The sequence below is a fragment of the Streptomyces sp. NPDC020747 genome (assembly GCF_044334695.1).
In the GTDB taxonomy this organism is placed as follows: Bacteria; Actinomycetota; Actinomycetes; order Streptomycetales; family Streptomycetaceae; genus Streptomyces.
Window position 1 is genome coordinate 17,246 of record NZ_JBIRTJ010000029.1, and the last position, 21,121, is coordinate 38,366.

At 70.1% G+C, this 21,121-nt stretch carries 14 protein-coding genes; 10 read left to right on the forward strand and 4 right to left on the reverse strand.

Annotated features, from left to right (window positions below; genetic code table 11):
• Window positions 1-57 precede the first annotated feature (57 nt).
• Genes ACH4YP_RS45610 through ACH4YP_RS45625 form a run of 4 tightly spaced genes read left to right on the forward strand, consistent with a single transcriptional unit; the run spans window position 58 to window position 7,274 of the window.
• Window positions 58-2,286: a 1,4-beta-glucanase gene (locus ACH4YP_RS45610; RefSeq protein WP_398497319.1), complete on the forward strand. Its 2,229-nt coding sequence runs from the start codon at window positions 58-60 to the stop codon at window positions 2,284-2,286.
• Entirely contained in the window at window positions 2,283-4,277 is a 1,995-nt protein-coding gene (locus ACH4YP_RS45615) for a beta-galactosidase (protein WP_398497320.1), read from the forward strand. Before ACH4YP_RS45610 ends, ACH4YP_RS45615 begins: the two co-directional genes overlap by 4 nt.
• Complete coding sequence (locus ACH4YP_RS45620) at window positions 4,274-6,508, forward strand: glycosyl hydrolase family 95 catalytic domain-containing protein (RefSeq protein WP_398497322.1); 2,235 nt, start codon at window positions 4,274-4,276, stop codon at window positions 6,506-6,508. Before ACH4YP_RS45615 ends, ACH4YP_RS45620 begins: the two co-directional genes overlap by 4 nt.
• Window positions 6,509-6,560: 52 nt before the next feature.
• Window positions 6,561-7,274 carry a hypothetical protein gene (locus tag ACH4YP_RS45625; protein WP_143640731.1) on the forward strand — a complete coding sequence of 238 codons (714 nt, stop codon included), beginning with the start codon at window positions 6,561-6,563 and terminating at the stop codon, window positions 7,272-7,274.
• 104 nt (window positions 7,275-7,378) lie between these two features.
• Here the strand turns inward: ACH4YP_RS45625 and ACH4YP_RS45630 are convergent, their stop codons facing one another.
• Both ACH4YP_RS45630 and ACH4YP_RS45635 read right to left on the reverse strand, forming a co-directional pair.
• Entirely contained in the window at window positions 7,379-8,146 is a 768-nt protein-coding gene (locus ACH4YP_RS45630; protein ID WP_398497324.1) for an ABC transporter permease, read from the reverse strand.
• Between the two features lies 1 nt (window position 8,147).
• Window positions 8,148-9,185 carry an ABC transporter substrate-binding protein gene (locus ACH4YP_RS45635; protein ID WP_398497326.1) on the reverse strand — a complete coding sequence of 346 codons (1,038 nt, stop codon included), beginning with the start codon at window positions 9,183-9,185 and terminating at the stop codon, window positions 8,148-8,150.
• A 149-nt stretch (window positions 9,186-9,334) separates the two neighbouring features.
• Between ACH4YP_RS45635 and ACH4YP_RS45640 the strand changes: the two genes are divergently transcribed.
• Together ACH4YP_RS45640 and ACH4YP_RS45645 are read left to right on the forward strand one after the other, a co-directional pair.
• The gene (locus ACH4YP_RS45640; RefSeq protein WP_398497328.1) at window positions 9,335-10,120 is read left to right on the forward strand and encodes an ABC transporter ATP-binding protein; all 786 of its coding nucleotides are present in this window, start codon (window positions 9,335-9,337) and stop codon (window positions 10,118-10,120) included.
• 8 nt (window positions 10,121-10,128) lie between these two features.
• Window positions 10,129-11,055, forward strand: a complete 927-nt coding sequence (locus ACH4YP_RS45645) for an LLM class F420-dependent oxidoreductase (RefSeq protein ID WP_398497373.1) — start codon at window positions 10,129-10,131, stop codon at window positions 11,053-11,055.
• 34 nt (window positions 11,056-11,089) lie between these two features.
• On the opposite strand, the gene ACH4YP_RS45650 is transcribed toward ACH4YP_RS45645, so the two are convergent.
• Together ACH4YP_RS45650 and ACH4YP_RS45655 are read right to left on the reverse strand one after the other, a co-directional pair.
• Window positions 11,090-13,186, reverse strand: a complete 2,097-nt coding sequence (locus ACH4YP_RS45650; RefSeq protein WP_398497330.1) for a TIM-barrel domain-containing protein — start codon at window positions 13,184-13,186, stop codon at window positions 11,090-11,092.
• 118 nt (window positions 13,187-13,304) lie between these two features.
• Window positions 13,305-14,312 carry a LacI family DNA-binding transcriptional regulator gene (locus ACH4YP_RS45655; RefSeq protein ID WP_398497332.1) on the reverse strand — a complete coding sequence of 336 codons (1,008 nt, stop codon included), beginning with the start codon at window positions 14,310-14,312 and terminating at the stop codon, window positions 13,305-13,307.
• 441 nt (window positions 14,313-14,753) lie between these two features.
• Here ACH4YP_RS45655 and ACH4YP_RS45660 point away from each other — a divergent pair, with 441 nt between their 5' ends.
• The 4 genes from ACH4YP_RS45660 (at window position 14,754) to secA (ending at window position 21,055) form a co-directional block, all read left to right on the forward strand.
• Window positions 14,754-15,512 carry an alpha/beta hydrolase gene (locus tag ACH4YP_RS45660; protein WP_398497333.1) on the forward strand — a complete coding sequence of 253 codons (759 nt, stop codon included), beginning with the start codon at window positions 14,754-14,756 and terminating at the stop codon, window positions 15,510-15,512.
• 329 nt (window positions 15,513-15,841) lie between these two features.
• Window positions 15,842-17,788: an acyl-CoA dehydrogenase family protein gene (locus tag ACH4YP_RS45665; protein WP_398497335.1), complete on the forward strand. Its 1,947-nt coding sequence runs from the start codon at window positions 15,842-15,844 to the stop codon at window positions 17,786-17,788.
• Window positions 17,789-17,890: 102 nt separating this feature from the next.
• Window positions 17,891-18,169 carry a hypothetical protein gene (locus ACH4YP_RS45670; protein ID WP_361062374.1) on the forward strand — a complete coding sequence of 93 codons (279 nt, stop codon included), beginning with the start codon at window positions 17,891-17,893 and terminating at the stop codon, window positions 18,167-18,169.
• A gap of 159 nt (window positions 18,170-18,328) precedes the next feature.
• Window positions 18,329-21,055, forward strand: coding sequence for a preprotein translocase subunit SecA (gene secA, locus ACH4YP_RS45675; protein WP_398497375.1), 2,727 nt, complete (start codon window positions 18,329-18,331; stop codon window positions 21,053-21,055).
• Window positions 21,056-21,121: the final 66 nt, after the last annotated feature.

A 21,121-nucleotide genomic window follows, 5' to 3' on the forward strand; every position in this document is an offset into this window, starting at 1 on the left:
GGGACGCTCGTCCGCTCCTCCTTTCGTAGTTCCCCCATTCTTGGAACGAGGTATGTCATGCGCACGCCCCGCCTGAGCAGACGCGCCGTCCTTGCCGGGACCGCTGCCACCGTGGCCGTCACCGCTGTCTCCGGGGCGACCGTCAGCCCAGCGGCGGCGGCCGCCCCGGAGACGGACGGGCCCGCCTACCGGTGGCGCAACGTCGTCATCGGCGGGACCGGATTCGTCACCGGCGTGCTGTTCCACCCCTCCGTACGTGGTCTCGCCTACGCCCGTACCGACATCGGCGGCGCCTACCGCTGGGACGACCGCGCCTCCCGTTGGACCCCGCTCACCGACCACCTCGGGTGGGACGACTGGAACCTGCTCGGCGTCGAGGCGATCGCCGTCGACCCCGCGCATCCCGGCCGCGTCTACCTCGCCCTCGGTACGTACGCGCAGTCGTGGGCCGGCAACGGCGCGGTGCTGCGGTCCGAGGACCGGGGCGCGACCTGGAGCCGGACCGATCTCGACGTGAAACTCGGGGCCAACGAGGACGGGCGGGGAGCGGGGGAGCGGCTGCTGGTCGACCCGCGGGACAGCGACACCCTGTGGCTGGGGACGCGGCACGACGGGTTGCTGAAGTCCACCGACCGCGGGGCCACTTGGGCAGCGGCGGGCGGCTTTCCGGCGCAGCCGAGCGCCTCCGGGCAGGGCGTCGTGTTCCTCGTCGCCGTCGGGCGGGCCGTCTACGCCGGCTGGGGTGACGGCGACGGCACCTCGGGCACGGTGAACCTGTACCGCACGGTCGACGGGACGGCATGGGAGGCCGTGCCCGGGCAGCCGTCCGGTACCGCTGCCAAGGTGCCGATCCGTGCCGCGTACGACACGCACACCCGCGAGCTGTACGTGACCTACGCCAACGCGCCCGGACCCAACGGCCAGTCCGACGGCAGCGTGCACAAACTGCGCACCGCGACCGGCAGGTGGACCGACGTGACCCCGGTGAAGCCCGGCGGTACGACGGATGACGGGTCCGCCGACACCTTCGGCTACGGCGGAGTCGCCGTGGACGCCCGCCACCCGGGCACCCTCGCCGTCTCCACCAACAACCGCTGGGCCGACGTCGACACCGTCTACCGCACCACGAACGGCGGCCGTACCTGGACGTCCCTCAAGGACGCTGCTGTGTTCGACGTGTCCGAGACTCCTTTCCTCAAGTGGGGCGAAGACAAGCCGAAGTTCGGCTGGTGGATCCAGGCGCTCGCCGTGGACCCGTACGACTCGAAGCACATCGTGTACGGGACCGGGGCGACCCTCTACTGCACCCGTGATCTGAAGCGCTGGGCGCCGCAGATCCGGGGCCTGGAGGAGACGGCCGTGCGCCGGCTGATCTCGCCCCCGGTCGGGGAGGCGCACCTGATCAGCGGACTCGGGGACATCGGCGTCATGTACCACGAGCGGCTCACGGTGTCGCCGACGCGCGGCATGGCGGCGAACCCCGTGTCCGGGTCGGCGACGGGACTCGCGCAGGCCGCGGCCAGGCCGTCGTACGTGGTCCGGGCGGGCTGGGGCGACAACGGCAACGGTGCCTACTCGAACGACGGCGGGCAGACCTGGGCGCCCTTCGAGGCCCAGCCCGACATCGCCAAGGACGCACCGGGGCCGATCGCCACCAACGCCGACGGCAGCGCGCTGCTGTGGTCCTTCGTGCACTGGGACGGCACGAAGTACGCAGCCCACCGGTCCACCGACAACGGCACGACCTGGTCCGAGATCTCCTCCTTCCCGAAGGGCGCCACGCCGGTCGCCGACCCGGCCGACCCGACGCTCTTCTACGCATACGACACCGACACAGGAACGCTACTCGCCAGCACTGACAGTGGCCGTTCGTTCACGGCCCGTGCGGGCGGACTGCCCTCGGGGGACGCCCAGTTCAAGCTCGTCGCAGCGCCCGGAAGGAGCGGTGACCTGTGGCTCTCCGTGAAGTGGAACGGGCTCTACCGGTCCACTGACGGCGGCGCGAGCTTCTCGAAGGTGGCCAGCTGCTGGGCCTCGTACACCCTCGGGTTCGGCAAGGCCGCCGACGGCGCCGACTACCCCGCGATCTACCAGGTCGGCTCGACGGACACCATCACCGCCGTCCACCGCTCCGACGACGAGGCGAAGACCTGGACGCGGATCAACGACGACGCCCACCAGTGGGGCTGGACCGGCGAGGTCATCGTGGGCGACCCGCGCGTGTACGGCCGGGTGTACCTGGCGACCAACGGGCGCGGCATCCAGTACGGGGAGCCCGTCCGATGACCGCCGGCGAAGGGCGCGCACGCCCCGGCCTCGCCGACGCCACCCGCGGCCGCATCCTCTTCGGCGGCGACTACAACCCCGAGCAGTGGCCCGAGGAGACCTGGCACGAGGACGTACGCCTGATGAAGGCGGCCGGCGTCAACTCCGTCACGCTCGGCGTCTTCTCGTGGGCGAAGCTCGAACCCCGGCCGGGGGCAAGGGAGTTCGGCTGGCTGGACCGGCTGATGGACCTCATGCACGAGAACGGCATCGGGGTCGTCCTCGCCACGCCCACCACCTCGCCCCCACCCTGGATGGGCCGCCTCCACCCGGACACCCTGCCCCGCGACGAGGACGGCCGCACCGAGTGGTGGGGCGGCCGCCAGCACTTCTCGCACTCCAGCGCCACCTACCGCCGCTACGCGGCAGCCATCACCGAGGACCTGGCAGCCCGCTACGGCAGTCATTCCGCGCTCACGATGTGGCACATCAACAACGAGTACTGCACCTACGACTGGGGCGACGAGGCCGCCGTCACGTTCCGCCGCTGGCTCCGGGACAGGTACGGCACGCTCGACGCCCTCAACACCGCCTGGGGAACGGCCTTCTGGAGCCAGGGCTACGGCGACTGGGACGAGGTTCTGCCGCCGCGGCACGCCCACTACATGAAGAACCCCACCCAGGTGCTGGACTTCAAGCGCTACACCTCCGACATGCTGCTGGAGTGTTACGTCGCCGAGCGCGACATCGTCCGCCGGTACTCCCCGCACCTCCCGGTGACCACCAACTTCATGCCGATGTGGGTCGGCCAGGATGCCTGGAGGTGGGCGGGGGAGGAGGACGTCGTCTCCGTCGACATCTATCCCGACCCACGCGACCCCTTCGGCGCCCAGAACGGCGCGCTCATCCAGGACATGACCCGCTCCCAGGCCCGCGGACCGTGGATGCTGATGGAGCAGGCCGCCGGGCCCGTGAACTGGCGGGGCGTCAACCACCCCAAGCCGCGCGGCCTCAACCGCCTGTGGTCCCTCCAGGCCGTCGCCCGGGGCGCCGACGCCGTCTGCTACTTCCAGTGGCGGCAGTCCCGCCAGGGCGCGGAGAAGTTCCACTCCGGAATGGTCAGTCATGCGGGGGAGCAGGGCCGCACCTACCAGGAGGTCAAGCACCTCGGCGCCGAACTAGCCCGGATCAGCCCAGAGGTGACGGGTAGTCACTCGACGTCGGACGTCGCGATCCTCCACGAATGGAACGCCTGGTGGGCCGGTGCGCAGGAGGGCCGTCTCTCCTCCGAGGTCGACCATCCGCAGGTCGTGCGCGCCTGGCACCGCGCCCTGTGGGAGGCCCACTTCACCACGGACTTCGCCCACCCGGAGCACGACCTGTCCGCGTACCGGCTGGTCGTCGTGCCGCAGCTCTACCTGCTCACCGACGAGGCGATCGACAACCTCGTCGCGTACGTACGAGGCGGCGGCACCCTCATCAGCGGCTTCCTCACCGGTGTCGCCGACGAGGACGACCGGGTACGGCCCGGCGGCATGGACGAGCGGCTGCGGAAGCTCTTCGGCATCCGCACCCTGCACGAGTGGTGGCCGCTGGACGCGCGGGAGACCGCCGAATGCGACGGATTCCGGGGCACGTTGTGGTCCGAGGAGATCGAGGCCGAGGAGGACGCGGTCGTGGAAGCCCGCTACAAGGGCGGCGAACTCGACGGCCTCCCGGCGGTGTTGCGCAAGGAGCGTGCCTGGTACGTCTCCACGCTGCCCGAACCCGGCGCGCTGCAGGAGCTGTTGGCGGGCATGGCCTCCGGCGCGGGCGTGCGGCCCGTGCTCGACGGGCTGCCCCCGCAGGTCGAGGCCGTCCGCCGGGGAGACCTGCTCTTCGTGCTCAACCACGGGCGCGAGGCGGTCACCGTGCAGGTACCGGGGACGACGTATCGGGACCTGCTCACCGGTCAACAGGTCTCGGGATCATTGGAGTTGGCGCGCCTCGGAGCGGCGGTGCTCTCACCATGAGCGCCGACACATCGCCCTCACCCTCACCGTCGCCCTCGCCGCACGGCACCTGGGAGCCGCGCCCGGCCGCCCGCTGGGAGGACGCCTTCCTCAGCGGCAACGGCCGTCACGGCGCCATGGTGTTCGGCGATCCGAACGACGACCGTGTCATCGTCACGCACCACACCCTCGTCCGCCCCAACGGCGGCGAGCACGCCAGACCCCCGGGCCTGGCGGACCAACTCGCCACGCTCCAGGACCGGTTGCTCGCCGGGGAGCTGACCGCGGCCGAGGAGTTCACCGACGGGCGTCCGCTGCAGTGGGTGCAGCCCTTCCATCCCGCCTTCCAGGTGCGGCTGCGGCGGCCCGGCGAGGGTGAGCGCGGTTACCGCCGCTCGGTCGACTTCACCACGGGCGTCGTCGAATCGGCCTGCACGGGCCGGCGCAGCCGCGTCTTCGTCTCACGCGCGGACGACGTGATCGTCCAGCATGTGACCTCTCCCGGCCTCACCGCCGACATCGCGCTGGACCACCGGCTTCCCGGCGCCCCCGAGGGGCTGAGGGTCAGTGACGGGGTGATCCTCACGCCCGAGGGCGCCGTGCTCACCCTGAGCGCCCGCTATCCCGGCAGCGACCGCGCGTACACCGGAGTGACGCTGGCGGTGGTCACCGGCGGCCGTACGACGCTGACCCCGCCCGGCGTCCGCGTGGCCGGGGCCGAGTCGGTCCTGCTGCTCACCCGGGTGCGGCGGCACACCGAGGAACTGGACACGGTGGCGGAGGCACAGGCTCTGCGCGAGCTGTTGCCGGACGACTGCGGCGAGGAGCCGTACGGCAGCCTCCTGGAGCGTCATCTGGACCTCCATCGCACCGCGTACACCCGCGTCTCCCTCACTCTGGACGCCGACGGCACCGAACGTGCCCTCCCCGGCTCGGAGTTGCTCAAGCGGCCCAAGAGCCCCGCCCTGCTCGAACGGCTCTTCGCGGCCGGCCGATACCACCTGCTGTCCGCCGCCGGGATGCTGCCGCCGAGGCTCACGGGGCTGTGGACCGGCGACTGGGACACGGCGTGGTCCGGGGCGTTCACCACGGACGCCAACCTCAACCTGCAGCCCGCGTCGGCCGTCGCGGGCGCGCTGCCCGAGGTCGTCGAGGCCCACGCGGCCCTGATCCACGGCCAGTTGCCACATTGGCGGGACAACGCCCGAGCGGTCTTCGGCGCCCGAGGCATCGTCGCCCCACCGCACACGGACGGCGAGTCGGGGTACACGTACCACTTCAGCCGCGAATACCCCCTGCACCTGTGGACGGCGGGCGCCGACTGGCTGCTCAAACCGCTCGTCGACCATGACGAGGCACGCGGCGAGCACGACCCCCGGCTGAAGGCGGCACTCGCCGAACTCGCCCTGTTCTACGAGGACTTCCTCACCCGGACCGACGAACACGGCCAACTCGTCGTCGTCCCCTCCTACTCACCCGAGAACCGCCCGGCGAACGGGAGTTGGGGCGCGATCAACGCCGCCATGGACCTCTCGGCGGCCCGGCACGCCCTGCTCACGGCGGCCGCGTACCACCAGGGCCCTGACGCCGACCGCTGGCGCGCGCTCGCCGAAAGGCTGCCCCCGCACCGCGTCAACGACGACGGAGCGCTCGCCGAGTGGGCGTGGCCCGGCCTCGACGACACGTACGACCACCGGCACCTCAGCCATCTGTACGGCATGTGGCCGCTCGACGAGATCAACCCGTACGACACCCCGGAGCTCGCGGCCGCCGCGCACCGGGCGCTGGAACTGAGGGGCGCCGAGAACGACTCCGCGCACGGGCATCTGCACCACGCGCTGGTCGCGGCCCGGCTGCGCGACGGCGAACGGGTCGCGCACGCGCTCGGCCAGGTGCTGGGGGGCGACTTCTTCCACGCCTCCCTCATGAGCGCGCACTATCCCCGCCGCGACGTCTACAACGCGGACGCCGCCCACACCCTCCCCGCCGTGATCATCGAGACGCTGATCCAGTCGACCCCCGACCGGCTGGTCCTCCTGCCAGCCCTGCCCGCCGCGTTCCCGGAGGGCGAACTCCGGGGCGTACGCACGGGGTTCGGCGCCGAGGTCGACCTCAGCTGGAGCCCGGCGGGCGCCCGCGCGGTGGTACGGCCCACCCGGACCCACCGCGTCGACCTCAGGACTTCCTCCGGAGCGCGACCGCTCCACCTGCGAGCCGGAGAAGACCGCGTCCTCACCCTGGGGCCGCGGTAGATCCACAGCAGAACGACCATCCCCACATCCCCCCACCCATGGAAGGGACACCATGGCAACACGCACGCTGACCCGGATCACCAAAGCACTCCTGGCCCCCGCGCTCGCGCTCGGCGCCACCATCGGCCTCGCCTCCGCGCCCGCCTCGGCGGCCGTCTGGAACTCCTGCGACCAGTGGGGCAACACCAGCCTCAACGGCTACACGCTCTACAACAACATCTGGGGCTCCGGCGCCGGCAGCCAGTGCGTCTGGGCCAACTCCGGTACCAACTGGGGTGTCTGGGCCAACCACCCCAACACCGGCGGCATCAAGTCGTACCCGAACTCGAAGAAGGTGGTCAACAAGACGATCACCTCGCTCGGTTCGCTCAGCAGCAGCTACAACGTCACCGTCCCGTCCTCGGGCGCGTACAACACCTCGTACGACATCTGGGACACCGACTACGACTACGAGATCATGCTCTGGGTCAACTACAACGGAGCCGTCGGTCCGCTCGGCACCTCCCAGGGCAACGTCACCCTCGGCGGCCACACCTGGACCGTCTACAAGGGCAACAACGGCGCCAACGAGGTCTTCTCGTTCCTGCGCACCTCGGACTCGAACTCCGGGACCGTCAACGTCCTGCCGATCCTCAAGTGGATCAAGGACACCAAGGGCTGGATGGGCAACGAGACCATCGGAGACGTGCAGTTCGGCTTCGAGATCACCTCGTCGTCCGGCGGCCTGGACTTCACCACCAACAACCTGACGGTCTCCAGCAGTTGAGCCCAGCCGTCATCGGGACCGCCACCGTCACCGGCGGGTGACCGTACGCCCGGGTCGGCGCGCTCCCCACGCGGGGCCGGCCCGGGCTGCGTCCATCGCTACGCCTACCGCTGCGACGTCGTCTCCCTCACCCACGGCAGCAGCGTCCGCTCCGCGAGCACCAGCGCGTAGAACAGCGCCACGCTCATCACGCCGAGCAGGGCGATCGCGGCGAACGCCAGCGCGGTGTCGGAGTTCGCCCCGGACTGCACGACGACGAAGCCGAGCCCTTCGTCGCCCGCGCTGAACTCGCCGATGACCGCGCCGACGGCCGACAGCGGCATGGCGACCTTCAGTCCGACGAAGATCTGCGGCAGCGCGCTCGGGAAGCGGAACCTGAGGAACGTCTGGGTGCGAGAGGCGCGCAACGACCGTGCCAGCTCGACGAGTTCGACCGGTGTCGAGGTGAGCCCGCCCGCGACCGACAGCACGACGGGGAAGAAGCAGACGAGCAGTGCCATGACGACCTTCGGCTGCTGCCCGAACCCCATCCACACCACCAGCAGCGGGGCCAGCGCCACCTTGGGCACCGCGTTGAACGCCACCAGGAGCGGCGAGAACATCAGCTCCACGATCCGCGACGCCGCGATCGCCACCCCGATCACCAGCCCCGCCGCCACGGCCAGCGCGAAACCCAGCACGATGACGACGAGCGTGGTGACCGCCTCGCCCAGCAGATAACCGGGCACGCGGAGGAAGGCGTCCAGCACGTCGGCCGGTGACGGCAGGATGATCTCCGGTACGTCGAACACGGCCACGGCGAGTGCCCAGGTGCCGATCGCGGCGGCCAGCCCGAGCGCGGGCCAGCCGAACTCCATCACCCGCCTGAGCACTTCAGGGCTTCGGCACCAGATCGAAGGAGACCAACTGCTCGGGCGTCACACCGGACTTGACCGCTCCGGCGTCCACCAGCGCCTTGATCGCCCCGGCAACCCGGTCCCGGTCCATCGTGCCGATCGGCGCCCCGTCCTCCTTGGGCCGTACCGCCTCGCCGAGCAGCTCGATCTCCGCGGCGGCGGCCTTCTCGTTGACCGTCGGGTACTTCTTCGCCAGCACCGCAGCCGCTTCCTCCGGGTGGTCGATCGCGTAGCGCATGCCCTTGAGCAGCGCCGATGTGAAGCGTCTGACCAGGTCGGGGTCCTCCTCGGCGATCTTCGTGGTGGTCGTGACGGCCGAGCCGTAGCTCTCGGTCAGGAACTTGCCGAACGGCAGGACCACGACCTCTTTGCCCTTGACGGCGTTCTCGATGTTGGGGCGGCCCACCCGGTACTGGCCGACCGCGTCGACCTTGCCGGCCGCGAGGTTGACCCCGAGCTGCTGGGGTTCGAGGTTGACGAAGTCGACCTTGTCGGCGTCGAATCCGGCGAGCTTCGCGTACGCCGGGAAGAGGGCCCCGATGACCGACCCGGCCGGGTCCGCGATCTTCTTGCCTTCCAGGTCCGCGGGCTTGGTGATGCCGCTGTCGGCCAGCGCCATCACGGCGGCGTCCGTGGTCTGGTGGACGGCCGCGACCGCCGTCACACCGGACACCTTGCCGCCGCCGACCTGCATGATCGTGCTGCTGAGGTCGACGGGCGCGAACTGCGCCCGCCCGCCGGCCAGCGCGGCCAGGCTGATCGCGCTGCCCTGCCCCGGCTGGATGGTGACCGAGACGCCCGCGTCGCTGAAGTAGCCCTTGTCCTGGGCGACATAGGCGTACGCCTCGCGTCCGAAGGTGCCGAAGCCGGTGATGTAGGTGACCTTGTCGGGCGAGGAACCGCCGGAGGAGGACGCGCCCTTGCCATCGTTGTCGTCGGATCCGCAGGCCGTGGAGAGTGCCGCCGTCAGCAGGACGGCCAGGAGCGCGGCGGGTAGCCGCGTATTCCGTCTCATGGCTCTCAAGTGGAGCTGTTGAGCCGGAAGTTGTCGATAGCGAAGACCTGGTTGTCATGTAACAAACATCGACCAGGGTGGTTGATCACGGATTCCGCCGCCCTATCCTCGGCCGTACCGCTACCGCTACCACTCAAGGTGAACCGGTGATGGGGGGACGGCCCGTGATCCGAGTGCGCGGCGTGTCGAAGACCTTCAACGGCCGCAGAGGGACCGTGGAGGCCCTACGAGGCATCGAACTGGACGTCGGGGACGGTGAGTTCGTGGCGGTCCTGGGCCGCTCCGGCTGCGGCAAGTCCACCTTGCTGAGAGTGATCGCCGGACTGCTCCCGGCCTCCGCGGGCGAGGTGCGGATCGCGGACGAGCTCGTGCGGGAACCGCGCCGGGACGTCGCCATCCTCTTCCAGCGCCCGGCCCTGCTCCCCTGGCGGTCCGTGCTCGACAACGTCCTGCTGCCCATCCAGGTGCACGGCCGACCACGCCCCGAACACCGCGATTCCGCACGGCAGTTGCTGTCCACCGTCGGCCTGGACGTCCCCTTCCACAAACGCCTGCCGCACGAGCTGTCCGGCGGCATGCAGCAACGCGTGGCCCTGTGCCGCTCACTGATCCAGCGGCCTCGCGTGATGCTGATGGACGAGCCCTTCTCGGCCCTGGACGCCCTGACCCGCGAGGAGTTGTGCGAGGTGCTGCAGCGCGTGCACATGGAGTACGCCACCACGGTCGTCCTCGTCACCCACTCCACCGAGGAGGCGGTCCTGCTCGCCGACCGGGTGGTCGTGCTCAGCCCACGCCCCGGCCAGGTCCGTACGGTCCTCGACGTCCCCGTACCCAGGCCCCGATCCCTGGGCCACGCCACCCACGCCACCGAACTCGCCCGCTGCCGAGTCGAGTTGCACGACCTGCTGCTGGCCAGCCACAGGACGGGAGTGTGAGCGGGGAGATGGAGCTGCGCCTGTTCACCGAGCCGTACCACGGGGCCACCTACGACGAACTGGCGCGCGCCGCCCGGCATGCGGAGGAGTGCGGCTTCGAGGGATTCTTCGTCGCCGACCACTACCACCCGATGCACTACACCGACGCCCTGCCGGGACCCACCGACGCCTGGACCACCCTCGCCGGTCTGGCCCGCGAGACCTCACACATCCGGCTCGGCACCCTCATGACCTCGGCCACCTTCCGGCACCCCGGCCCGCTCGCGGTCATCGCCGCGCAGGTCGACGCGATGAGTGGCGGAAGGGTCGAACTCGGCCTGGGCGCCGGTTGGTTCGCCCTCGACCACAGCGCGTACGGCATCCCGTTCCCGCCACCGGGCGAGCGCTTCGAGCGGATGGAGGAACAGCTCCGGATCGTCACCGGCCTCTGGGCCACCCCGCCCGGCGAACGCTTCTCGTACGAGGGCCGCCACTACCGCCTGACCGACTCGCCGGCCCTGCCGAAGCCCGTCCAACGGCCGCGGGTGCCGATCATCGTGGGCGGCCGGGGCCCCCGCCGCACACCGAGGCTGGCCGCCCGGTACGCCGACGAGTTCAACCTGCCCTTCACCTCGCCCAAGCAGAGCGCCGGCCTGTTCGCGGGCGCGCGGTCCGCCAGGGAAGCGATCGGCGGACCGCCCCTGATCCTCTCGGTGTGCCTCGGCATCGCCTCCGGCCGCACCGAATCCGAGATCGGCACCCGACTCGCCCTGCTGCACGAGCCGTCCCGCCTCCCCTCGGAGGAACCGCTGCACGGCCCGCCGGGGAAGATCGTCGACGTGCTCGGCCAGTACGCCGACCTCGGAGCCTCGCGCGTGTACGTACGCCTGCGCGACCTCTCCGACCTCGACCACCTGGACCTGCTGGCGGCCGAGGTCGCGCCTCAACTCCCTTGAGATCGCTCCTCAACGTCCTTGAGGGGAAAGGCTGTTACCCGGTGATCGGGAGAGCCGCCCCGTCCTTCAAGAAGAGCGGGATCCGGTCCAGCGGTGCGTCGACCGTGACGCTCGTACCGCCCTCGTACGAGGTTCCCGTCCAGGCGTCCGTCCACCGCGCCCCGGCCGGGAGATAGGCGGTACGCACGCTCGCCCCCGCCGTCAGGACGGGCGCGACCAGCAGATCCGGGCCGAAGAGATAGGAGTCCGCCACCGACCAGGTCGCCTGGTCGTCCGGGAACTCCAGGAACAGCGGCCGCATCACCGGCAGCCCCTCCTCGTGCGCGGCCCGCATCACGTCGAGGACGTACGGCTTCAGGCGCTCGCGCAGTCGGAGATACTTCTCCATGATCGTGCCGGCCTCCTCGCCGTACGACCAGACCTCGTTCGGGCCGCCGGTCATGTCCGGGCCGAGCGGCATGCCCGGGTCCCGGAAGCCGTGCAGCCGCATCAGCGGGGAGAGCGCGCCGAACTGGAACCAGCGGATCATCACCTCGCGGTACGCCGGGTCGTCCGGGTCGCCGCCGTGGAAGCCGCCGATGTCGGTGTTCCACCAGGGGATGCCGGACAGCGACGTGTTGAGGCCCGCCGCGATCTGGCGGCGCAGGGTCGCGAAGTCCGTGCCGATGTCACCGGACCACAGGGCGGCGCCGTAGCGCTGACTGCCCGCCCACGCCGAGCGGTTGAGGGTGACGATCTCGGTCTCGCCGGCCGCGATCATGCCCTCGTAGAAGGTGCGGGCGTTGTCGCTCGGGTACATGTTGCCGACTTCGAGGCCCGGGCCCGCCCAGTAGCGCAGGTTCTCCTGGAAGCCCGGCTTCAGCTCCGGCTCGCAGGCGTCGAGCCAGAACGCCGTGATGCCGTACGGATCAAGGTAGTTCTCCTTGATCCGCGACCACATGAAATCGCGCGCCTCGGGGTTCGTCGCGTCGTAGAAGGCGACCTGGACCGTGGAGGCGACCTCCTTGTCCGGCCAGTCGGCGTGCGCCATCGGGCCGTACTGCGTGCCGATGAAGTAACCGCGCTGCTCCATGAGTTGATGGTTCTCGGAGAGCGGGGAGACGGACGGCCAGACCGACACGACGAGCTTGATGCCGAGCTCCTCCAGCTCCTGTCGCATCGCCGCCGGGTCGGGCCACTCCGCCAGGTCGAACTTCCAGTCGCCCAGGTGCGTCCAGTGGAAGAAGTCGCAGACGATCGCGTCGATGGGCAGGCCCCGGCGCTTGTACTCCCTTGCCACGCCGAGGAGTTCGTCCTGGGTGCGGTAGCGCAGCTTGCACTGCCAGAAGCCGGCCGCCCACTCGGGCAGCATCGGCGTACGGCCGGTCACCGCGCTGTAGCGGCGCTGCGCGTCGGCAGGCCGGCCCGCGGTGATCCAGTAGTCGATCTGCCGGGCCGAGTCCGCCACCCAGCGCGTGCCGTTGCCCGCGAGCTCGACGCGGCCGATGGCCGGGCTGTTCCACAGCAGGGTGTAGCCGCGGCTGGAGGTGAGCACCGGGATGGTCACCTCGGCGTTGCGCTGGACCAGGTCGAGGACGGCGCCCTTCTGGTCGAGCAGCCCGTGCTGGTGCTGGCCCAGGCCGTACAGCTTCTCGCCCTCGTACGCGGCGAAGCGCTGCTCCAGCCGGTGGTGGCCGTTGCCGACAGGGGTGTAGAGGCGCGGTCCCGGCCACCAGAAGTGGGCGCGCTCCTCGGTGAGGAGTTCCGCGGAGTCGTCGGAGCGGAGGAAGCGGACGAGGCCCTCGGCGTCGACCTCGACGGTCAGCGCGCCGACGGTCAACTGCCCGTGCCCGTCCTCGATCTTGACAGAGGCCTCGGTCGCGGGCGCCTCGTCGAGCAGCGCGCCCGGCAGGCCCTCCAGGACCGGCCCGCCGAGCCTGGCCCGGACCCGGACCGCGTCGGGGCCCCACGGCTCGATGCGTACGGTCTCCTGGCGGCCGCTCCACTCCAGGGCACCGTCGCGTTCGCGGAACGTGCCGACGGTGGGGGAGGACTGGGCGAGGCTCGCGGACCCATGGCCGGGCCGGCCGGGCTGTCCCGGGTTACCGGACGGACCCTGCTGTCCGGGCTGGATTTCGGCAGGCTGATTCACGTTGGGTGCTCCTGAAGGAAGGAGTGGCGACAGGACCCGGTGACGCGGTTCCGGCGGACCGGGACAGGTTGGGATGCCCCGACGCCCGTGAGGCGCGGGGTGGTTGGGGCGGGGTGGTTCAGGAAGCGGCCGGGCCCGTGCTCGCCCGTACCGTCAACTCGGGTGCGAGAAGCACGACTTCGTCCTTGCCGTGTCCTTCGAGCTTGGCGATCAGACGCTCCACGGCGTGCCGGCCCATCTCCTGCGCGGGGATGGCGACCGAGGTCAGCCGCACCGAGGCCTGGGTGGCGACCTGGTCCGGGCAGATCGCGATCACCGACACGTCCTCGGGCACCGCCCGGCCCTGCCGGCGCAGCAGGGCGAGCAGTGGCTCGACCGCGGACTCGTTCTGCACGACGAAGCCCGTGGTGCCCGGACGTTCGTCGAAGATCCGGGACAGGGTCAGCGACATCGCGTCGTAGCCGCCCTCGCACGGGCGGTGCAGTACGCGCAGGCCCAACTCCCGTGACCGGGACCGGAGTCCGTCGAGCGTGCGCTCGGCGAAGCCCGTGTGCCGTTCGTAGACCGCGGGCGCCTCGCCGATGACAGCGATGTCACGGTGACCGAGCATCGCCAGCTGCTCGGCGCACAGCGCGCCCGTCGCACCGAAGTCGAGATCGACGCAGGTGAGACCACTGGTGTCGGCGGGCAGACCGATGAGGACGGACGGCTGCTCCGTGCCGCGCAGCAGCGGCAGCCGCTCGTCGTCGAGCTCGACGTCCATCAGGATCATCGCGTCGGCGAGCCCGCTGCCGGTGACCCGGCGCACGGCGTCGGGGCCCTCCTCGCCGGTCAGCAGCAGCACGTCGTACCCGTGGGTGCGGGCCGAGGTCGCCACGGCGATGGCGATCTCCATCATCACGGGTACGTACATGTCCGTACGGAGCGGGACCATCAGCGCGATGATGTTGGACCGGCTGCTTGCCAGCGCCCGGGCTCCCGCGTTGGGGTGGTACCCGAGCTGCTGGATGCTCTGCTCGACCCGCTCGCGGGTACCCGCGGAGATGGACCGCTTGCCGCTGAGGACATAGCTCACCGTGCTCGCCGAGACTCCGGCGTGCTGGGCGACCTCGGCGAGGGTGACCATCCAGCTCTCCAAGCATTGTGTGAAGCGCTTCGACAGTGCGCGTTGCGGATAAGGGGCGAGTGAGGGTGGCTCGACAGTAGCTTGACGGCGGGTGGGTGTCCATAGGTTGTCGAAGCGCTTCGACTCTGTCGGTTTCCGGGGCGGCTCTTGGGGCGCGGGGTTCCGGTGGTGGGCGCGGGTGCGGGTGGTGAGGGCTTGTCGCGCAGTCCCCATACCCCTCGGACCGTGTCCTGCGCGGTGAGGCGGCATCCGGCCACGGAGCCTCCATAAAACCCGTTGGCGGACCGCGGCGACCACTGCTAGTTTCCTGGAGGCCGTGCCGGAGAACGAGGAGGTGGTACCTGTGAACGCTGTATCGACATGGGTGCTCCCCTCCGGGGTCGCGGTCGGGCGATAGGTCGTCCGGGAGCGCCGTTCTGAGCTCTCCCGAAAGGCACGACCATGCAGTTCACTTCCGAACAGCACCTCGACGACGGCGTCCTGGAACGCGAATTCACCCTCGGCGAGATCCCCGGCACCCTGTGGACGCCTGGCTCCGCCGGATCCTCTGGGGCCGCACAGGCCGCACAGGCCGCACCGGCTCCGCTGGTCCTGATGGCCCACAACAACGGCCTGCCCAAGGCGGAACCCCGGCTGGTGGCCCGGGCCCGGTACACCGCGGCACGCGGCTACGCGGTGGCCAGCATCGATGCCGCCGGGTGCGGTGACCGCCCCCGTTCCGCCGCCGACGAGCAGACCCGCGCCGAACTCCGGCGGGCCATGCGAGCCGGCGAGCCGGTCGACGAGATCTTCGAGTCCTTCATCGGCCCGCTGGTCGAGAAGGCGGTCCCGGACTGGCGGACCACCTTGGACGCCCTCCTCGATCTGCCGGGGATCGGCGGCCCGGTCGGGTACTCCGGGGGATGGGCCGCCCTCGGCATTCGGCTGGTGGTGGCCGAACCGCGCATCGCGGCCGCGGGCTTCTTCGCCGGGGGATACGTGCCCCGCGCCCAGCGTGAGGAGGCCCGGCGGGTCACCATTCCGCTGTTCTTCCTGCTGCAGTGGGACGACGAGGGGAACCCCCGGCAGCGGGCCCTGGACCTGTTCGACGCCTTCGGCAGCAAGGAGAAGACCCTGCATGCCAATCCGGGCGGGCACACCGGCACCCCGTCGTTCGAGCTGGAGGACGGGTGCCGGTTCCTGGACCGACACCTGAAGTGAGACCGGGCCGACCGGCGGGCGGCAGCCGGTAGGCGCTGTCGGCCGGGCCGCCGTCATCGAGGACAGGCCCCGGCCCTCCCCGATGACGGCGGCCTGCAGACACACGGCCGCCTCACCATGTGGGACACGGCCCTGGTGGGAGGCTCCGCCCCCGCTGTCCACCCATGGGCCCGAGTGGGAGGCGTCAGCCGACCGGCGCAGCGGGGAGGGCGGAAAGGGTTGGGCCGAACGGCGCGCGAGGGCTGGTGGGGGCGCCTGGAATCGGGTAAATACGATCGAGTAGAACCGGTCGGTAACCGTACCGGACCAAGATCCCTATTCGCGGCGAGGTGAGCCTCTTGTCCGCAACACCCCACCAGCCCGCTGTCACCGAACGTGAAGCCCGGCAGGTCGCCGAGGCGGCGCGGGAGCAGGACTGGCGCAAACCCAGCTTCGCCAAGGAGCTGTTCCTCGGCCGCTTCCGGCTGGACCTGATCCATCCGCACCCGATGCCGCCCGACGAGGACGTGCAGCGCGGCGAGGAGTTCCTCACCAAGCTGCGCGACTTCTGCGAGACGAAGGTCGACTCGGCCCTCATCGAGCGGGAGGCGCGGATCCCGGACGAGACGATCAACGGGCTCAAGGAGCTCGGCGCCCTCGGCATGAAGATCGACACCAAGTACGGCGGCCTCGGTCTGACGCAGGTGTACTACAACAAGGCGCTCGCCCTGGTCGGCTCGGCGAACCCGGCGCTCGGCGCGCTGCTCTCCGCGCACCAGTCGATCGGCGTACCGCAGCCGCTCAAGCTCTTCGGCACGCAGGAGCAGCGGGACATCTTCCTGCCGCGCTGCGCCCGTACCGACATCTCCGCCTTCCTGCTCACCGAGCCGGACGTGGGCTCCGACCCGGCACGCCTCGCCACCACCGCGGTGCCGGACGGCGACGACTACGTCCTCGACGGGGTGAAGCTCTGGACGACCAACGGCGTCGTCGCCGACCTGCTCGTCGTGATGGCGCGCGTACCGAAGTCCGAGGGCCACAAGGGCGGCATCACGGCGTTCGTCGTGGAGACCGCCTCGGAGGGCGTCACCGTCGAGAACCGCAACGCCTTCATGGGGCTGCGCGGCCTGGAGAACGGTGTCACCCGCCTCCACCAGGTGCGGGTGCCCGCCGCGAACCGGATCGGTCCGGAGGGCGCGGGCCTCAAGATCGCCCTGACCACGCTCAACACCGGGCGGCTCTCGCTGCCCGCCATGTGCGTCGGCGCCGGCAAGTGGTGTCTGAAGATCGCCCGTGAGTGGTCGTCCGTGCGCGAGCAGTGGGGCAAGCCGGTGGCCTTCCACGAGGCCGTGGGCGCGAAGATCTCCTTCATCGCGGCGACGACCTTCGCACTGGAGGCCGTTCTCGACCTGTCGTCGCAGATGGCCGACGAGAACCGCAACGACATCCGCATCGAGGCCGCCCTCGCCAAGCTCTACGGCTCCGAGATGGCCTGGCTGATGGCCGACGAGCTGGTCCAGATCCGCGGCGGCCGAGGCTTCGAGACCGCCGACTCGCTGGCCGCCCGCGGCGAACGGGCCGTCCCCGCCGAGCAGGTGCTGCGCGACCTGCGCATCAACCGCATCTTCGAGGGCTCGACCGAGATCATGCACCTGCTGATCGCCCGCGAGGCGGTCGACGCCCACCTGTCCGTCGCCGGTGACCTCATCGACCCGGACAAGTCCCTCTCGGACAAGGCGAAGGCGGGCGCCAACGCCGGAGTCTTCTACGCCAAGTGGCTCCCGAAGCTGGTCGCGGGCCCCGGCCAACTCCCGCGCTCGTACGGGGACTTCCACCCGGCCGGTCATGTCGACCTCTCCGGGCACCTCCGTTACGTGGAGCGGTCGGCGCGCAAGCTCGCCCGGTCCACCTTCTACGCCATGTCCCGCTGGCAGGGCCGCATGGAGACCAAGCAGGGCTTCCTCGGCCGGATCGTCGACATCGGCGCCGAGCTCTTCGCGATGAGCGCGGCCTGCGTCCGCGCCGAACTCCTGCGCACCACCGGGGACCACGGCCGCGAGGCGTACCAGCTGGCCGACGCCTTCTGCAGCCAGTCCCGGGTCCGTGTCGAGGAGCTCTTCGGCCGGCTGTGGTCCAACACCGACGACCTCGACCGCAAGGTCGTCAAGGGCGTCCTCGGCGGCGCCTACACCTGGCTGGAGGAGGGAGTCGTCGACCCGTCCGGCGAAGGCCCCTGGATCGCCGACGCGACACCCGGCCCGTCCGAAAAGGAGAACGTCCACCGTCCCATCCGTTGACCTTTTCCCCAGGAATGCGCTGCCGTCCCCGTCGTCATTCTGCCGCTTGCCGCACGGAAGTTGTGCGTCAACAATGAACAGAATGGCGAACGGGGATGAAACATGCGCCACGGTGTGGGGGAAGAATACAGTCAGGGATTTTCTGTCCAGCTGACGCGAGCGCGCGGGGAAGCGCGAGAACAGCTGAACGACACGGAACTCGTAGCAGTGCTCGACGCGGGGCGACCGGGCGAGAGACCTGTGATCCAGCAGCTTTTCCGCGATGCGGTGGGATATGCGAAGGACCCCGTACTGCGCGAGGTGAGCAAAGCGAACCAACAAGGCGTCCACATTCCGCAGCGCGCCAATCGCCGCATACAGCTGCTGGTGGACACGGTCTGAGTGAGTTTTGTGTGGTTCGGCAGGGCCCCGAAGGGGTGCGGAGAACTGCGCGACCAGCCACGACGGACCAGTGGATGAAGCAACGTATTTCCAGCGGAGCGCTCAGTGGGGGTAATTCCAGTGCCGGCTCTAGGTCTCGACAACATCACCGGCAGGATCATGCGGGCGGGCGAGGGAAGAATCCTCCGAAAGCTGCAACGCATCGCGGAACAGGTGGGCTCCCTGGAGGAGGACTTCGAGCAGCTCACCGACGAGGAACTCCAGGCGCTCACCCCGGAGTTCCAGGAGCGGTACGAGGCCGGTGAGAGCCTCGACGACCTGCTGCCGGAGGCCTTCGCCGCCATGCGCGAGGCCGCCCGCCGCACACTCGGGATGCGCCACTTCGACGTACAGATCATGGGCGGCGCGGCCCTCCACCTCGGCAACATCGCCGAGATGCAGACCGGCGAGGGCAAGACCCTGGTCGCCACCCTGCCCGTCTACCTGAACGCCCTTACCGGCAAGGGAGTTCACCTCGTCACGGTCAACGACTACCTCGCCCAGCGCGACGCCGACTGGATGGGCCGCGCCTACCGCTTCCTGGGCCTGACCGTCGGTGTCATCAAGACGCAGTCGACCCCGGCCGAGCGGCGCACGCAGTACGCCTGCGACATCACCTACGGCACCAACACCGAGTTCGGCTTCGACTACCTGCGCGACAACATGGCCTGGTCGAAGGACGAACTCGTGCAGCGGGGCCACCACTTCGCGATCGTCGACGAGGCCGACTCGATCCTCATCGACGAGGCCCGCACTCCGCTGATCATCTCCGGCCCGGCCGACCAGCCCACGCACTGGTACGAGGCGTTCTCCAGGATGGTCACGCGGATGCGGGGCGTCGCCGTCCAGGACGAGAACTTCACCTCGCCGCTGGACAAGGAGCGCCTCGCGGAACTGCGGGCCACCCACGACTACGAGTACGACCCGAAGAAACGCACGGTCGCGATCCTGGACAGCGGAGTGGAGTTCCTCCAGGACCAGCTCGGCATCGAGAGCCTCTACGAGTCCGACCACACGCCCCTCATCGGGCATCTGAACAACGCCCTCAAGGCCAAGGAGCACTTCAAGAAGGACAAGGACTACGTCGTCGTGAACGGCGAGGTCCTCATCGTCGACGAGCACACCGGCCGCATCCTCGCCGGCCGCCGCTACAACGAGGGCCTGCACCAGGCCATCGAGGCCAAGGAGGCGGTGACGGTCAAGGACGAGAACCAGACCCTCGCCACGATCACCCTCCAGAACTTCTTCCGCCTGTACGAGAAGCTCGGCGGGATGACCGGCACCGCCATGACGGAGGCCGCCGAGTTCCACCAGATCTACAAGCTCCACGTGGTGCCGATCCCCACCAACCAGCCCAACGCCCGCGCGGACGACCCCGACCAGATCTACCGGACCGTGGAGGCCAAGTACACGGCGATCCTCGACGACATCGCCGACAAGCACGAGAAGGGCCAGCCCGTCCTCGTCGGGACCACCTCCGTCGAGAAGTCCGAGACCCTCGCCGCCCGGCTGAAGCAGCGGGGCATACGCCACGAGGTGCTCAACGCGAAGAACCACGAGCGCGAGGCCCACATCGTGGCGCAGGCCGGCCGCAGGGGCGCGGTCACCGTGGCCACCAACATGGCCGGCCGCGGCACCGACATCATGCTCGGCGGCAACCCCGAGGCGATGGCCCTCGCCGACCTCGACCGGCGCGGCCTCACCCCCGAGGAGAACCCCGACGAACACCGGGCGGCCCTCGACCGGATCAAGGAGTCGGTCGCGGCCGAGCACGACGAGGTGAAGGACCTCGGCGGGCTCTACGTGCTGGGCACCGAGCGCCACGAGTCCCGCCGCATCGACAACCAGCTGCGCGGCCGCTCCGGCCGCCAGGGCGACCCCGGGGCCTCCCGCTTCTACCTCTCCCTCGGGGACGACCTGATGCGGCTGTTCCGGGCCCAGGTCGTGGAGCGCGTGATGTCGATGGCGAACGTCCCCGACGACGTCCCGATCGAGAACAAGATGGTCACCCGCGCCATCGCCTCCGCCCAGTCCCAGCTTGAGCAGCAGCACTTCGAGTCCCGCAAGGACGTCCTGAAGTTCGACGAGGTGCTCAACCGGCAGCGCACCCTCATCTACGCCGAACGCCGCCGCGTCCTCGACGGGGAGAACCTGAGCGAACAGATCCTCCACTTCATGGACGACACCATCCGCGCGTACATCACCGAGGAGACCGCCGAGGGCTTCCCCGAGGAGTGGAACCTGGAGCGGCTGTGGGGCGCCTTCAGGCAGCTCTACCCGGTCCGGGTCACCATCGAGGACCTGGAGGACGCGGCCGGCCAGCGCGCCGAACTCACCGCCGACGAACTCGTCGGGGCCGTCACCGACGACGTCCACGCCCGCTACGAGGAACGCGAGACCGAACTCGGCACGGACGCGCTGCGCGACCTGGAGCGGCTCGTCGTGCTCTCGGTCCTCGACCGCAAATGGCGCGAGCACCTGTACGAGATGGACTACCTCCGCGACGGCATCGGCCTGCGGTGGACACTCGGCCGGGAGCCGATCGTCGAGTACGAACGCGAGGGATACGACATGTTCACCGCGATGACCGAGGCGATCAAGGAGGAGTCGGTCGGGTACGTGTTCAACCTGGACGCGGCCGGGAGGGCCGCCGGTGGCCAGGAGGGGCTGGAGTCCGGTCGGCGTACCGACGGCCTGCACTTCAGTGCGCCCACGCTGGACACGGCGGAGGGGGTTGTCGAAGGGGACTTCGAACCGGTGCCTCCGGCGGAGAGCGTGGTCGATGCGAAGCCCAGGCAGCAGAGGCGTGCGGCCAGGTCCAGGAACCGTCGGAAGCGCAAGGGGTAGTCGGGGGCGCGTGAGGTGGGGGCCGCGTGGGTCGGTGGCGGCTGCGGGTCGGATGGGGCTGGTCGC

Bases quoted from the DNA above. Each gene is read 5' to 3' on its own strand.
- ACH4YP_RS45670 (WP_361062374.1), top strand. From the start codon at position 17,891: ATGCGCCACGGTGTGGGGGAAGAATACAGTCAGGGATTTTCTGTCCAG.
- ACH4YP_RS45645 (WP_398497373.1), top strand. From the start codon at position 10,129: ATGGAGCTGCGCCTGTTCACCGAGCCGTACCACGGGGCCACCTACGAC.
- ACH4YP_RS45660 (WP_398497333.1), top strand. From the start codon at position 14,754: ATGCAGTTCACTTCCGAACAGCACCTCGACGACGGCGTCCTGGAACGC.
- ACH4YP_RS45635 (WP_398497326.1), bottom strand. From the start codon at position 9,185: ATGAGACGGAATACGCGGCTACCCGCCGCGCTCCTGGCCGTCCTGCTG.
- ACH4YP_RS45625 (WP_143640731.1), top strand. From the start codon at position 6,561: ATGGCAACACGCACGCTGACCCGGATCACCAAAGCACTCCTGGCCCCC.
- ACH4YP_RS45615 (WP_398497320.1), top strand. From the start codon at position 2,283: ATGACCGCCGGCGAAGGGCGCGCACGCCCCGGCCTCGCCGACGCCACC.
- ACH4YP_RS45655 (WP_398497332.1), bottom strand. From the start codon at position 14,312: ATGGTCACCCTCGCCGAGGTCGCCCAGCACGCCGGAGTCTCGGCGAGC.
- ACH4YP_RS45610 (WP_398497319.1), top strand. From the start codon at position 58: ATGCGCACGCCCCGCCTGAGCAGACGCGCCGTCCTTGCCGGGACCGCT.
- secA (WP_398497375.1), top strand. From the start codon at position 18,329: ATGCGGGCGGGCGAGGGAAGAATCCTCCGAAAGCTGCAACGCATCGCG.
- ACH4YP_RS45640 (WP_398497328.1), top strand. From the start codon at position 9,335: ATGGGGGGACGGCCCGTGATCCGAGTGCGCGGCGTGTCGAAGACCTTC.
- ACH4YP_RS45620 (WP_398497322.1), top strand. From the start codon at position 4,274: ATGAGCGCCGACACATCGCCCTCACCCTCACCGTCGCCCTCGCCGCAC.